This window comes from Paenibacillus sp. FSL H3-0469 (assembly GCF_038051945.1).
In the GTDB taxonomy this organism is placed as follows: domain Bacteria; phylum Bacillota; class Bacilli; order Paenibacillales; family Paenibacillaceae; genus Paenibacillus_AQ.
Genome location: NZ_CP150302.1, coordinates 7,723,016 through 7,737,174, shown reverse-complemented (window position 1 = coordinate 7,737,174; position 14,159 = coordinate 7,723,016). Strand labels below are relative to the sequence as shown.

11 protein-coding genes are annotated in these 14,159 nt (G+C 53.9%); 5 read left to right on the top strand and 6 right to left on the bottom strand.

Annotated elements, in window-relative coordinates:
• Positions 1 to 63: 63 nt before the first annotated feature.
• On the bottom strand, positions 64 to 1,671 hold the full coding sequence (locus tag NSS83_RS33495; RefSeq protein ID WP_341347439.1) for a response regulator: 1,608 nt from the start codon (positions 1,669 to 1,671) through the stop codon (positions 64 to 66).
• Positions 1,646 to 3,445, bottom strand: coding sequence for a sensor histidine kinase (locus NSS83_RS33490; protein ID WP_341347438.1), 1,800 nt, complete (start codon positions 3,443 to 3,445; stop codon positions 1,646 to 1,648). Before NSS83_RS33490 ends, NSS83_RS33495 begins: the two co-directional genes overlap by 26 nt.
• 215 nt (positions 3,446 to 3,660) lie before the next feature.
• Between NSS83_RS33490 and NSS83_RS33485 the strand changes: the two genes are divergently transcribed.
• Complete coding sequence (locus tag NSS83_RS33485) at positions 3,661 to 4,719, top strand: LacI family DNA-binding transcriptional regulator (protein WP_341347437.1); 1,059 nt, start codon at positions 3,661 to 3,663, stop codon at positions 4,717 to 4,719.
• A gap of 111 nt (positions 4,720 to 4,830) precedes the next feature.
• Positions 4,831 to 7,266 (top strand): glycosyl transferase, encoded by a 2,436-nt coding sequence (locus NSS83_RS33480; RefSeq protein ID WP_341347436.1) that lies wholly within the window; start codon positions 4,831 to 4,833, stop codon positions 7,264 to 7,266.
• 69 nt (positions 7,267 to 7,335) lie between these two features.
• On the opposite strand, the gene NSS83_RS33475 is transcribed toward NSS83_RS33480, so the two are convergent.
• Complete coding sequence (locus NSS83_RS33475) at positions 7,336 to 7,557, bottom strand: hypothetical protein (RefSeq protein WP_341347435.1); 222 nt, start codon at positions 7,555 to 7,557, stop codon at positions 7,336 to 7,338.
• Positions 7,558 to 7,673: 116 nt separating this feature from the next.
• On the opposite strand from NSS83_RS33475, the gene NSS83_RS33470 reads away from it, so the two are divergent.
• The 3 genes from NSS83_RS33470 (at position 7,674) to NSS83_RS33460 (ending at position 9,638) form a co-directional block, all read left to right on the top strand.
• Positions 7,674 to 8,255 (top strand): YitT family protein, encoded by a 582-nt coding sequence (locus tag NSS83_RS33470; RefSeq protein ID WP_341186340.1) that lies wholly within the window; start codon positions 7,674 to 7,676, stop codon positions 8,253 to 8,255.
• A gap of 150 nt (positions 8,256 to 8,405) precedes the next feature.
• Entirely contained in the window at positions 8,406 to 9,173 is a 768-nt protein-coding gene (locus tag NSS83_RS33465) for a threonine/serine exporter family protein (protein ID WP_341186341.1), read from the top strand.
• Positions 9,174 to 9,200: 27 nt separating this feature from the next.
• Complete coding sequence (locus NSS83_RS33460; RefSeq protein WP_341186342.1) at positions 9,201 to 9,638, top strand: threonine/serine exporter family protein; 438 nt, start codon at positions 9,201 to 9,203, stop codon at positions 9,636 to 9,638.
• 166 nt (positions 9,639 to 9,804) lie between these two features.
• Here the strand turns inward: NSS83_RS33460 and NSS83_RS33455 are convergent, their stop codons facing one another.
• The 3 genes from NSS83_RS33455 to NSS83_RS33445 all read right to left on the bottom strand — a co-directional run bounded on the left by NSS83_RS33455 (position 9,805) and on the right by NSS83_RS33445 (position 14,131).
• Positions 9,805 to 11,835, bottom strand: coding sequence for a Na+/H+ antiporter (locus NSS83_RS33455; protein ID WP_341186343.1), 2,031 nt, complete (start codon positions 11,833 to 11,835; stop codon positions 9,805 to 9,807).
• Between the two features lie 182 nt (positions 11,836 to 12,017).
• On the bottom strand, positions 12,018 to 12,884 hold the full coding sequence (locus NSS83_RS33450) for a VOC family protein (protein ID WP_341347434.1): 867 nt from the start codon (positions 12,882 to 12,884) through the stop codon (positions 12,018 to 12,020).
• 572 nt (positions 12,885 to 13,456) lie between these two features.
• Positions 13,457 to 14,131: a DUF4085 family protein gene (locus tag NSS83_RS33445; protein ID WP_341186345.1), complete on the bottom strand. Its 675-nt coding sequence runs from the start codon at positions 14,129 to 14,131 to the stop codon at positions 13,457 to 13,459.
• Between the last annotated feature and the right edge of the window lie 28 nt (positions 14,132 to 14,159).

The following is a 14,159-nucleotide window of genomic DNA, read 5'->3' as shown; positions in this document are numbered from 1 at the left end:
ATGCGCCTCCTCCTCTTCATGGATATAGGCTCATTATAGGAAGAAGCGCCACCTGCTTGAATGCTATTTCTTCGGCTGCTGGCTATTGAATTTTTCGGGTGGGTTCTGGCGGAAGTCCGACGGGGCGATGCCGTACATCTTTTTGAATCTTGCGCTGAAGTAGCTGGCATTCGAGAACCCGGTAAGCTCGGCAATATCCCAGAGTCCAAGGGTTGTACTTACCAGCAGGTGCGTGGCTTGGGCCATCCGGGTGCCGGTCAGATAGGCCATGAAGCTCCGGCCGACCTTGGCTTTGAACAGCTCCGAGAAATACGATGAATTGTAATTGAACCGCTGGGCGAGCTGGGTCAGGTTGAGATCATACATGTAATTGCTGTCGATATATTGTGTCGCCGTACGGATGACCGAATCCTCGGCATCTCCGCCAGCCTGCACCGCACGGTCCGCATGGTCTATAAGCTCCATGAGGAATTGTTCAGCCTTGTCTACCGAATCCAGCCTATGGACCATTTCGGGATACAGCCATAGCTGCTGGGCCTGCCCGCCCCGGTCTGCCGCAGCGCCAACCGCAGTATCCACAAGCAAATACAGCTGGAAGATCAGCTTCACCAGGCAGGACCGCGACTGGGCGAAGGCTGCCTGCAATTCACGCCTCACCGTCTGCCGGGTGGCGTCCCGCTCTCCCTGAAGCAGCAGGCGGCGCAAGGTCCGTGCCAGCTCATCGGTCAGAACGGGTTCCGGTTCCGCCCTTCCTGCGGCCAGGGGGATGGCCGCATTCTCCGAGAGATTCCAGGACAGCAGCGATTCCAGATAGCCTTCCTTCCACTGGCTGAAGCCAAGCTTGAGTCCGCTATAGCCGATGACCGGCTCGTAGCCGAGATGTGCGGTGACACATCCGGCCAGCTCCGCACTGAAGTGTGCCAGATCTGTTCCACCATCTTGCAGTATATAATGCACCAGCCCCGGATAATTCGGATCGCGGAATACAGCGCAAGGACTGCCGTATCCGCCTGCGAATTCTCTGCCCAGCAGCTCAAACGGCAGACGCAGCATACCGGGCGTGCGCTCCGGCGCCTCCGGTGCATCCCCTGTCCGTTCGCGGAGTCCGGCTGTCACGAAGCGTACATCGGCGAGATCCCACTCGCCCAGCTCAAACAGTGCGGCACGCTCCTTCAGCACAGCCGCCTGCTCCACCTCCTCTTTGACAAGCTGCACCAGGAAATGCTCCTTCATCTCCTTGTAATACTGGGACAGACGCCACTGGGCGAAGGCCTGCCGGTCCTGCTCACTACGCTCCCGGTCCAGCTCCTCCTTCACCTTCAGGAGTACCGCCGTCAGTTCATCCCCGGTCACCGGCTTCAGCAAATAATCACGCGCCTGATTGCGGACCGCCGCTCTGGCATACTGGAAATCCTCATAGCCGGTAATCACAATCAGCTTCAGCTCCGGGTAGAGCCTGTAGCAATCCTCAAGCACAGAGACGCCGTTCATGACAGGCATATTCATATCTGTGATCACAATGTCAACCGGCTCACGGGCCAGCCGTTCCATGGCTTCCAGCCCGTTGCCTGCCTCACCGGTTACGCTCATCCCGAGACCGGCAAAGTCCGCCTTGAGCCGCAGGCCCTGACGGATCTCCGGCTCATCATCCACGATCAATACGCGATACATCTTCATTCCTCCTCTGCAGGGGCAGGCTCAGCTCAATAGAGGTGCCCCGCTTGTCTTGATCCGAATCGATCCGGAAGCTGAACAAATCGCCGTAATAGAGCCAGCATCTCGCCAGCACATTACGCAGTCCAATCTGATGCGTTCTGCTCTGCAGAAGCTGCTCCAGCTGCTGACGCATATCCTGATGATGCTGCTGCCGCAGCAGTTCCGGGTCCATCCCGATGCCATTGTCAGCCACGGACAGAACCAGCCGTTCCCCGTCCTGTCTCACTATTATCCGCACCTTGGCATGCGCCTGGTGAATGAAGCTGTATTTCACCGCATTCTCAATCAGCGGCTGAAGCAGGAACTTGACGATTTCCAGATCGTCAAGTGTCCCCTCCTCTTCCAGCTGCAGATCCAGACCCGGACCGAAGCGGATTTCCAGAATGGACATATAATAGCGGACATACCTTAACTCCTCGCGCAGCGGAATCAGATCCTCGCTGATGCGCAGCGAGAATCTGAGCATTTTGCCCAGCGAATCAATGACCGTAACGGTGTCCTTCGTCCGCTGCTGGATAGCCAGACTACTCATCAGCTCCAGCGTATTGAACAGGAAATGCGGATTCATCTGCATCAGCAGCGCCTTATATTCCGCCTGCTGGCGCAGGAGCTTCTGTTCGAACTCGGTCCGGATCAGATGCCGCAGCTGCCGGACCATGTTACGGAAGGTATCGGTGGCGTAATCGACCTCGCTCCGTATCCTGCGCTCAGGCGGGGTCAGCCGCTCGGCCTGGGCGAAGTCCCCCTTCTGCACATGGCGCATAGCCGACACCAGGCGGGACAGCGGCTTGGTAATCCCGTAGGAGATCCAGTAAGCCAGTACAAAGGCGGCTATCAGCATAATCGAAGCGAACACAATGATGCTTTTCTGAAGCTTGAACAGATTGGCATACAGGTCCCTCTCCGAGACAAAGCCCACCAGAAGCCAGTTGGTGATGGGCAGCTTTTTATAGACCAGAATATGAGAGGCACCCTGCTGATCCTCCAGGTAGCTCACCCCCTGCAAGGTCCGGCCTGACCGGACCCGGTCAACCTCCTTCGCCGCTTCCGGATAGGCGCTGTACTCCTCCTGGGACAGAATGGGGCTGCCTTGCTCATTCAGCAGGAAGATGGTACCGCTTTCACCCAGGTGTATGCGATTCAGCGGCTCCAGCAGAAAGTCCGCCTTGATATTCACCTTCATTACATTCCTCGCCAGCGATGGCTCAAAGATACCTATCGGCAGCAGCAGGCTCACCACCTCGTACGGCTTGGCCCCCTTGATCTCCGCCTGATCGGTATGGGCCGGAACCCAGTGATTGCTGTGTTCAATGAAATTGCGGTACCAGGCCTCCTGCCTGAAGGAGGTATCTGTAATCACCTGATTCTCGGCTCCGACCCGCAGCCCCTCCTCCCGGTAGATGCTGACCGAGGAGACAATCGAATAATTGTTGGTCGTCTGGGTCAGGAATTTGCTCATGGTAATGCTTGCGAGCATCTTCTGTCCTTCGGTAGAAGCGGGATTCGTAAGCTGGGTATCCCATTTCTGGGTAATATCACTGTTATAGACCAGAGAGGACAAGTCATAGCTCTGCTGCAGCGCCATATTGATAAATGACCCGTACTCGTCCATTTTCTCCAGGGCAGAGGATTCGATATAAGAGCGGATAATCATGCGTGACTGATTGAACAGCAGCAGCGACATCGTGCCGAAGGACAGCACCAGCAGCACAACAAAGAACGCGATCAAGCGGTTTTTCAACGAATAAAAGATAATTAGCCCTCCTTCTCCCCGCAGCTCTGTGGAGCTATGATTTGTCTCTAGTTGTAACGCAGATCAGAGAATCCGGCAAGTGGAAACGCTCTTATCGCATGGCAAAAATGTTGCGGCGGACGATTGACCGCTGGACAGATTTATTCTACAATGAATTCATAAACGCGCGTTTACATTAGAGGGGGTACATTATGCGAAGCGAAGATATTGCCAAGCTAGCCGGGGTTTCGCGAAGCACCGTATCCCGTGTGATCAACAACTATTCCAATGTCCCTGAAGAGACCCGGGCCAAGGTGCTGAAGGTAATTGAACAGCATCAGTACGAGCCGAACAGCTTCGCCCGGGCTCTGGCCGGCAAGAAGACCGACACGATCGGGCTGTTTGCCATCAGCATGAACGAGAAGGAGAATGCAACGCGGATTTATCAGAATAATTATTTTGCCCCGTTCGTCGATGCTGTGGTAGATACGTCGAATGCCCGCGGCTGTTATGTTCTGATTCACACCGTCTATTCTCCTGACGACTTCCTGAAGGTCAAGCAGGCCTTCCTGCAGAAGCGGATTGACGGCGGCATCATTGTCGGCACCCAGAAGGATATCGAGATTGTAAGGGAGATGGTGGGTCTCGGCTCCCCGCTTGTGCTGATCGATTATGACATTTCGGAGATTATGTCCGAGCATCTGGACCGTAATCATCTCGCTATTGTGAATTCCAAGGATTATGAAGGTACGGTTGAAGCCATTGAATACTTAATCGGCCTCGGCCATCAGGAAATCGGCATGATCTGCGGGCGGATGAATACTTATTCTGGGCGGGAGCGCTACATGGCTTACGAGGATACGCTGAAGCGCCATGGACTTGCCCTGCAGCAGGACTTCGTCCTTCAGGGTGATTTTCTCAAGGAGACCGCCTATCAGGAGGTGAAGAAGCTGCTGGAGTCCGGCGGACCGCTGCCCACTGCCTTCTTCTCCTCCAACGATGATATGGCTATTTCGGCGATGGAAGCGTTCTCGGAGCATGGCATTTCCGTGCCGGAGGATATCTCCATCGCGGGGTTCGACGATGTGCAGCTTGCTGCGCGGATTCATCCCAAGCTGACCTCCGTCCGCCTGCCGATTTATGAAATGTCCAAAGCCGCAGTCGAGAAGGTCATTGAGCTATGTGATTCACAGCAGCCGACCTTCAGCACCATCAGTTTCCCGGCGAGTCTGATTACCCGGGATTCCTGTCAGCCACCGAAGAAGCCGTAAAGTTTTACCGCATATTGCACTTATCCGGTTACAGAAAAATCCCTTGCCCCAAGGGAATTTTTTCTCCGTTTTGTAAACGCGCGTTCACAATCGAAAGGAGACTTGTCTCTCATGAAATTCGGAAATTTTGACGACACCCGCAAAGAGTATGTAATCAACACCCCCAAAACCCCTTACCCTTGGATTAACTACCTCGGCAACGAGCAGTTTTTCGGCCTGATCTCTAATACTGCCGGGGGTTATACCTTCTACCGCGATGCGCGGATGAGAAGACTTACCCGTTACCGGTATAACAATATTCCGCTGGATACCGGCGGCCGCTATTACTACCTGCACGATGGCGGGGACTTCTGGACTCCGGGCTGGATGCCGGTGAAGCGGGATCTCGATTTCTACGAATGCCGCCATGGTCTGGGCTACACTTCCATTACTGGCGAGCGTAACGGCATTTCCGTGAATCAGCTTGCTTTTGTACCGATGGGCCACAATGCGGAAGTCCACCGTCTGGTCATTAAGAACACAGGCGATGTGAAGAAGACTGTGAAGCTCTTCTCTTTTGCCGAGTTCTGCCTGTGGAATGCCAACGATGATATGACCAACTTCCAGCGTAACCTCAGCACGGGCGAAGTCGAAGTGAAGGATTCCGTCATTTATCACAAAACAGAATACCGCGAGCGCAGAAACCACTACGCCTTCTATTCTGTAAATAAGGAAATTGCCGGCTTCGATACGGACCGCGAATCGTTCGTGGGCATGTACAATGGCCTGGATGCTCCGCAGGCGGTTGCTGCCGGTGAAGCTACTAACTCTGTCGCCAGCGGCTGGTCGCCAATCGGCTCCCACGCTCTGGACATCACGCTGGAGCCGGGTGAAGAACAAAGCTTCATCTTCGTGCTCGGCTATATCGAGAATCCTGAGGATGAGAAATGGGAAGCCCTGAACGTTATTAACAAGAAGCCTGCCCAGGCTGTCATCGATCAGTTTGCTACAGATGCCCAAGTGGATGCTGCTCTGGAGGTTCTGGCTGCACACTGGGATAATCTGCTGTCCAAATACCAGATCAAGAGCGGTGACGACAAGCTGAACCGGATGGTGAACATCTGGAATCCGTACCAGTGTATGGTAACCTTCAACATGTCCCGTTCCGCTTCGTACTTCGAATCCGGAATCGGCCGCGGTATGGGCTTCCGCGACTCCAACCAGGATTTGCTCGGTTTCGTCCACCAGATTCCTGAGCGTGCCAGAGAACGGATTCTCGATATCGCCGCTACCCAGTTCCCTGACGGCAGCGCATATCACCAGTACCAGCCGCTTACCAAGAAGGGCAACAATGAAGTCGGCTCCGGCTTCAACGATGATCCGCTCTGGCTGATCTCTGGTACAGCTGCCTATATTAAGGAGACCGGCGACTATTCGATCCTTGATGAGCAGGTTCCTTTTGACAGCAATCCGGATCATACTGCAACCCTGTTCGAGCATCTGAAGCTGAGCTTCGAGCATGTGACGAACAACCTCGGGCCTCACGGCCTGCCGCTGATCGGACGCGCGGACTGGAATGACTGTCTGAACCTGAACTGCTTCTCTACCGAACCGGGAGAATCGTTCCAGACCACGGAGAATATCGCAGGCGGCGTAGCGGAATCTGTGTTCATCGCAGGTCTGTTCGTCTTCGTAGGACCGGACTATGCCGAGATCTGCCGGATGCGCGGACTGGATGATGTAGCCGCTGACGCTGTTGCCAAGATTGAGAACATGAGTGCCATTACGTTGTCCCACGGCTTCGACGGCGACTGGTTCCTGCGCGCTTATGACCACTATGGCGACAAGATCGGCAGCAAGGAGAACGAAGAAGGACAGATCTTCATCGAGCCGCAAGGCATGTGCGTAATGGCCGGTATCGGTGTAGAGAACGGTGAAGCGGCCCGCGCCCTGACTTCCGTGCAGGAACGTCTGGATACGGACTATGGTATCGTTTTGCAGCAGCCTCCATATTCCAAATACTATGTGAACTTAGGTGAAATCTCCACGTACCCTCCGGGCTACAAAGAGAATGCCGGGATCTTCTGCCATAACAACCCGTGGATCATGATTGCAGAGACAGTCCTTGGACATGGCGACAGAGCTTTTGACATCTACCGCAAAATCGCTCCGGCCTACCTGGAGGACATCAGCGAAGTGCACCGTATGGAGCCTTACGTGTACTCCCAGATGATCGCCGGTAAAGATGCCGTACGTCACGGGGAAGCGAAAAACTCCTGGCTCACAGGTACAGCCGCATGGAACTATGTAGCGATTACACAGTCTATCCTGGGGATTCAGGCAGACTTCGCCGGGCTCAAGGTTGACCCTTGTATCCCTGCAGAATGGGACGGCTTCGAGATTACCCGCGTCTTCCGCGGCGACACCTATGTGATCTCGATCCAGAATCCGAACCATGTCTCCAAAGGCGTAGCCAGCCTGACCCTCGACGGCACTGCCGTGGAAGGCAACATTATCGCTCCTGCAGGCGACGGTGCAGTACACCAGGTTGTAGTCACTCTCGGTTAATTATCTATCACTCCTATAAAAGCATAACAACCCGGTTGTCCGCCAAAGCGGTACAGCCGGGTTGTTTGTTTATGGCCAGGCGGAACCCGGGGCAAGGATACGGAACTGATGCAGCTCCCGGCAGTAGGATAACCCGCGAATCCGCACGGATTGCGGCGTGTAGGCTCTGATCGGTCCCGTCTCCAGCTGCTCCTCTGATCCGCTCTTCAGCAATACTGCCACCGGCACCTCCGACAATGCAGCAGCCAGCAGCTCCATATCAGTCTCCAGTATTTTATAGAAATCACCCATTTCAGACTTCACCTGCTTTATCGTCAATTGATTCGGGCAGAGCAGAGATTTTAGCTATTTTTTTCCAGATAGGCGCATAAGGTTTAAGACATGCCTTAATTCCGGAGATGTTAACTATGCGATCCTTCCCAAGCTATGTGATTATTCTGCTGGCCAGCCTGCTGATTGCAACAGGAACGAACTTCTTTCTGGTCCCCTATAAAATCCTCGATGGAGGAATTATCGGCATTGCCCTCATTATTAATTATATCTCCGGCGCCAAAATCGGACTGTGCATTATGCTATGCAGTCTGCCTATCTTCCTGCTGGCCTGGTTCCGTGAGCGGGAAATCTTTTACAACAGCATTCTGGGTCTGCTGGCTTCCTCCCTGCTGATCGAGCTGCTCTTTCCGCTCCAGTATTATTTCCTGTACTATATTGAGCTGGGCTCCATTTCAAGCGCCATTATCGGCGGCTTCCTGATGGGCACCGGACTAGGGCTGATGCTGCGCTTCAAAGCCAGTACAGGCGGAACCGACCTCCTCGCCAGATTCATCCAGCGCTACCTTCCGCTGAATGTCGGCCTGATTATCTTCCTGACGGATTTCCTGATCATCGGTGCTGGCGGTATTCTGATCTCCAAGGAGACCTTTTTACATTCGATTCTGACGATTATTGCAGGAGGGGTGGCTACAGGATTATGCACACTGGAGGAATAGACAGTAACCATTAGGCCGCCGGAAGCATGATTTCCGCGCTATTTTTGATAAAATCCCGGGATTTGCCGGAAGCTATGGAATAAAGGTTGAAATTTTCAGACTTTCAGGCGACAATCGAATAGATAACATTCCCGGGGAGGATTAACGAAGTTGGATAGTACAAGCACGAATAGCAACCCTTCCACACATGACATTGTCGATCTGTGCCTGCTGGCAGGCAAGATCATGCTGCAGAGCGGTGCAGAGACCTACCGTGTGGAGGATACCATGAGCCGGATGGCGGCGGCACTCGGCTTCCCCGGTGCGCATAGCTACGTCACGCCCACGGTCATTATGTTCACCACCAGCCGGACCGAGCCGGTGAAGCTGTTCCGGATCGCCGAACGGACAACAGACCTGCAAAAGGTATCCGAGGTGAATGACATCTCCCGGCGGCTGACCGAACGTCAGCTGACAGCTGCTGAAGCCCGCGAACGCCTTGGCGTGGTCGATGACGCAGCCCATGCTTACCCGGTATGGGTACAGATCGCAGCCGCAGCCTTGACCGGAGCCTGCTTTACGGTTATGTTCAAGGGCAGCCTGCAGGATGCTCTGCCTTCGCTGCTGATCTCCGGTACAGGCTTCGCAGCAGCCACTTATCTTCACCGTCTGGTGCAGATCCGCTTCTTCGCGGAATTCATTGCTTCCTTCATTATTGGATTGCTGGCCTTCTTCTCCGTCAAGCTCGGCGTGGGACGGGAGATGGACAAGATTATTATCGGCTGTGTAATGCCCCTCGTGCCGGGGCTGCTCATCACCAATGCGGTCCGTGACCTGATGGCCGGGCATCTGGTATCCGGCATCTCCAAAGGGGCCGACGCCTTTCTGACTGCGTTCGCCATCGGGACCGGCATCGGGCTGGTCCTGTCCATTTTTTAACACCCACTTGAAAGAGGTCTTCCTGCCATGATTTTGCAATTGATCACCAGTTTCATCGCTGCCTCAACCTTCTGCATTCTATTCAATGCGCCGGTGCGCGCGCTGCTGCAATGCGGCTTTGCCGGAATGATCGGCTGGATGCTGTACCTGCTGCTGGATTACAGTTCCGATACTGTCGTCGCAACCTTTGGTGCTACCGTTGTGGTTGGACTGATCAGCCAGTTTTTTGCGCGTTCCTTCAAGATGCCGGTCATCATCTTCAGTGTCGGCGGCATTATCCCGCTTGTGCCGGGCGGTCTTGCGTATGATGCCATGCGCAGGTTCGTGGAGAATGATAATAACCTCGGCATCCAGTATGGGGTTCAGGCGCTCCTGCTGTCCGGGGCCATTGCTACCGGGCTGGTGCTGAGCGAGGTGCTGGGCCAAGTCTTTATGCGCCTCAGGAAATTGCCCAAACAACCGTAACGCTCCATTTCACAGATAGCAGCCTGAGCCTTCAGGCAGCATAGACAAGCCCGCTTGCAGCAAGGCCTCCGGGTCCTTGTGCAAGCGGGCTTTGTACAAATATAAGAATTTATATGTTGCATACGTCCTTAAAAGGACGGCAATGCCGTTTCCACTTGATCTGAGCTTAATCCTCCCAGATTGAGGTTTCAAGCTGATCGACGAACCGCCGCAGCCTGCCGGCAATCTTAAGATTAATCGCCCCGTTCTGGTACATCTCCTGCACGGTATTCCGCTGCTCCTGAATTGCCTGCAGCTTCAGCTCCAGCTTGTCATCATCCAGCACGCCGTCATTAATCCAGCCTTCGCCCTGTACCAGCTTGGATTCCAGCCGTTCGTACTTGTCGATGACCTTCTGTGAGGCGAGCCGATTCTCATCACTTATTCCCGCACTAACGGCGGATACAGCCGCCTGGCACATCGCAATCTTCGCCGTCCGCGCACTCTCGGCATTCTGCATAGCGAGCTGTCCTTCTTCCCCGCCGAGCTTACCTGAGAACAGTCCAGAGAACAGACGCTGAATTTCTGTTAAAGAGAACCTAATCTGCGTATTCAGCCGTTTGCACAGCAGAGACTCCGTATGGTCCAGCAGCTCCTCCATTTTCACAGCAACAGGCTCCGGCAGTGACCCGTTCTCCATAATCCGCCGCAGCTCTGTGCGTTCAGCTTCGAGCGCACTCTTGCGTGCCTCGACTCCCAGACGGAGGAACTGCTCATGGGCCGGATCATGATCCGGTTTGGCAGCACACAGCCGGTCAACCTTATCTGTGAATTCCAGCAGCACAGGCTGTGTTGAACGTTCCGGGCTCTCTGAGACCAGGCTGCGCAGCATCGACATCCCGGCGTCAATGACCACATTTCTGGCCGTCAGCTCCGTATTCCCGTGCACAGCTCCGGCGCTCTGAACTATGGTCTCTTCACTGTCCGCAAGCAGCGGAAGGAAGATGCTGGCGATGACCAGCGACATCAGAATGACACCTGCCGCCAGCGCAATAATGAGATCCCGCTCCGGAAATGGCGTCACTCCATCCCCAAGCACCAACGGAATCGAAAAAGCACCAGCAAGGGTAACCGCTCCACGCACGCCTGAGATTGATGTAATAATCTGTGACTTAAGCGGAGCCTTCTCTGCCTTCAGCCGCTTGCTCTCCCATAAGGAGTACCCATAGACCCACAGAAACCGCAGCACAATCAGCAGCGCTGTGATCGCCAGAACATAGCCGGCGACCATGAAGTTATTGAGCGTCTGATCCCGGTAAATAACCTCGACCACATCCGGAACGGACACGCCGAGAATCAGGAAGACCAGCCCGTTCAGCACCAGCAGCAGTACTGACCAGGTACTGGCAGATACCAGTTGAAGCTTATATTGCGGAGAGACTGCCCGGTCCTTCTCAATGGCATACATGACTCCCCCTGCCACAACGGCCAGGATGCCTGAGACCCCGATCTCCTCACTGATCAGATAAATAATAAACGGGGTAAGGATCTGCAGCAGAACATGGATCGTCACATCCTCCATGCCGAACCTGCGGATGAACACGCTGAGCCGGATCAGCAGGAACGACAGCACTGCCCCAAGCAGCAGTCCCCCTGCGGCAATCAGCACAAAGCTGAGCGAGGCCTTAGGCAGAGAGAACACACCGGTAACCATGGCTGCAATCGCGAATTTAAAGGCGACCAGGCCGGAAGCATCGTTCATCAGCGATTCTCCTTCGAGAATCCGGTGGATGCTTTTGGGAAGATGAACCCTTCCAGCCAGCGCACTCACCGCGACCGCATCGGTAGGAGACAGAATAGCCGCCAGAGCGAAGGATGCCGCCAGCGGAATCGAGGGAATCATCCAGTTAATTGCATAGCCCGCTACAAATACCGTGACAAACACAAGTCCAAGCGCCAGCAGCAAAATGGGGGCCCTAAGGTTCCACAGCTCACCGCGCGGTGTCCGCCGCCCGTCATTGAAGAGCAGCGGAGCGATGAATAATACAAAAAACAGCTCAGGCTCGAAGTGCATATGTATTCCCGTCGGAATGAGTGCAGCAATGATTCCAAGTCCGATCTGAATCAGGGGAACGGGGACAAACGGAATGAAGCGGTTCAAGATATTCGATACGGCGATTAATCCAAGCATTAACAGCACAGCCAGAAAAGTCTCCAAGCCCATCATCTCCCCGTCTGATAATCAATTATAATATTGCAGTGACCCGGCTAACGTCAACAAACGGAAGGCACCACGGAAATTATGATTCTCCGCCCGTACCTTCCGTTGCCTTATCATTCACGGCTGTCCGCCGCGTGTCTAGCAGTAAATAGTAACGTGATGCTGTCCGCCCTTTTATTTTAGCGTTTCACTAGCAGCTGTATGCCAATATTCCACGGGTCCCACAGAGTGACTATACCGCCTTCTTCTTCAACACGGTATCCGGCACGCTTCACACGTTCAGCCACTTCATGCACTTCCTGAATGTCAGGGAGCAATAGTGTAAAATAATCGATACCCGCCGCATTCGCCGGAGCCGCAGGAGCCCCCTTGCCAGCCCAGGTATTCAGTCCCATATGATGATGATAGCCTCCAGCCGAAATGAACATGGCCGCATCGCCATAATGGGCGGTCACCGCGAATCCAAGCGCATCCACGTAGAATTTCTTGGCCTCTGCCAGATCGCCCACATGGAAGTGAACATGACCCATTACAGTGCCGGCAGGCAGCCCGGTCCAGCTCAGTCCTTCCGAGGCAGCCAGCAGACCGTCCACATCCACCGGATCTGTGGTCATGACCACCTCGCCTGTTGCTTCATACTTCCAGGTGTCACGGGGGCGGTCGCGGTACAGCTCGATTCCGTTATGGTCAGGGTCTTCGATGTACAGAGCTTCGCTGACCAGATGATCCCCCTGTCCGACCGATATCCCGGAGTCGATCAGATTGCGCAGCACCAGTCCCAGAGAGGGGCGGTCCGGCAGCAGAATTGCAAAATGGTACAGTCCGGCTACCGAGTTCCGGCGCAGCACCTGAGCCTGCTCAATCTCCCGCAGAACCAGCAGCACCTGCTGGCCGTCCGCCGTCAGCTCTGCCGTTCGCCCTTGCTGCCGCAGGATTTTCAGTCCTATCACATTCTGGTAAAAGCTGAGCGAGCGCTCCAAATTACTTACACGAATCTGTACAAGTCCAATTTCCAGTTGTTGCGGTAAAATAGCTGTTGTTGTCATAGGAATCCCTCCTGAAATAAATGTATGCTAATTCAAATACAATCCCCGGTGCATATTAACGGTTAGTGTTAACTGTTCCTATCCTGTCCATGCAAAGGTAATTTCGATTTCCGTTACATACTAACTTACTTAATATTAGTAGCATTATATATGTTTGTCAATTACTTTTATAATACAGGTCATGTCCAACAAAAAAGCCCAGCCAACAGGCCAGTACCTTATCAGATTTAAAATAGTGGAGCAGACGAAATTCCGCTTCGAATTTCATCTTTTTCCAAGCGGGCGTTGTTCTTCAGGGGCGTTTGGCGTAGCGTAACGGACTGAGGTGCTCTTATCTGGGAAGAAAGTCGCCAATGGGGCAAGTAACGGACTACACAGGCCTTATCCTTTGCACGTCAACTCCGAAATGTCTCATGGAGAGACTATAAGCTCCACGGAGTCCGTTAAGCTGCAAAAAGTGGCGCTTTCGCGGGGATAAGATCTCTCCGGTCCGTTAGATTTTGGGTCGATAGGGTTTAACAAGCTTATCCATCCTTTTTAATCTGATGCTCTACTAAACTCCGAAAGCACAGTCATTCCATATACTTAGGTTCCCCAAGGATCTCTATCGATACATCCTGTGCAGTAATTCTTAGTTCACTCGGCGGGGAATCCATCAGAACCCGTAGCTCGAACCCCTGCTCCACGGCATAGATCTCGTCATACAGCCAATACTTCTTCTCCAGCGGCTCTGGCAAGCGCAGTCCGCTCACACCGCTGAACGTTAGCTTCACCTCACACTGGTAATGCATTGCCCCGCCGCAGTCCAGAATCATCTCCAGCACCCCTTCTGCAGGTATGGCATAAGAGATTACTCTTGCATCATGCAGACTCTTCTCGACTAGCTGTACCGCGCCCTCCGGGAGTTCATGCTTAACAGCTTCGTACCCTTTGCGGTATTCCCTGAAAAGCACCTGCATCCGTTCATCGTATTCCCTGCCCCACTGCAAGGCCCGTTCCTTGAACTCAGACGCAGGATAGGTGGAATTTATCGTTCCGTCATGTATCGAAGCGTGGAAGTACCCGGGAAGATATTTCAGCAGATCTTTTTTCATATATTCCAGACAATCCTTGGCCCGCTCCTCGTAGCTGATCCCTTCCGCCACATGCCAGGCCACATCCTCCACCCAATCCTGCTCTGTCTCCGGGAAGACCATGAACCCGCGCACCTGCATTTCTTCATACCAGGGTATTGTGAAAAATTTCATTCTGCCCTTCCCTCCACTCTGTAGCGAT

Coding starts and splice junctions, on each gene's coding strand:
- NSS83_RS33495 (WP_341347439.1), bottom strand. CDS start 1,671: ATGTATCGCGTATTGATCGTGGATGATGAGCCGGAGATCCGTCAGGGC.
- NSS83_RS33485 (WP_341347437.1), top strand. CDS start 3,661: ATGCGAAGCGAAGATATTGCCAAGCTAGCCGGGGTTTCGCGAAGCACC.
- NSS83_RS33480 (WP_341347436.1), top strand. CDS start 4,831: ATGAAATTCGGAAATTTTGACGACACCCGCAAAGAGTATGTAATCAAC.
- NSS83_RS33475 (WP_341347435.1), bottom strand. CDS start 7,557: ATGGGTGATTTCTATAAAATACTGGAGACTGATATGGAGCTGCTGGCT.
- NSS83_RS33470 (WP_341186340.1), top strand. CDS start 7,674: ATGCGATCCTTCCCAAGCTATGTGATTATTCTGCTGGCCAGCCTGCTG.
- NSS83_RS33460 (WP_341186342.1), top strand. CDS start 9,201: ATGATTTTGCAATTGATCACCAGTTTCATCGCTGCCTCAACCTTCTGC.
- NSS83_RS33450 (WP_341347434.1), bottom strand. CDS start 12,884: ATGACAACAACAGCTATTTTACCGCAACAACTGGAAATTGGACTTGTA.
- NSS83_RS33445 (WP_341186345.1), bottom strand. CDS start 14,131: ATGAAATTTTTCACAATACCCTGGTATGAAGAAATGCAGGTGCGCGGG.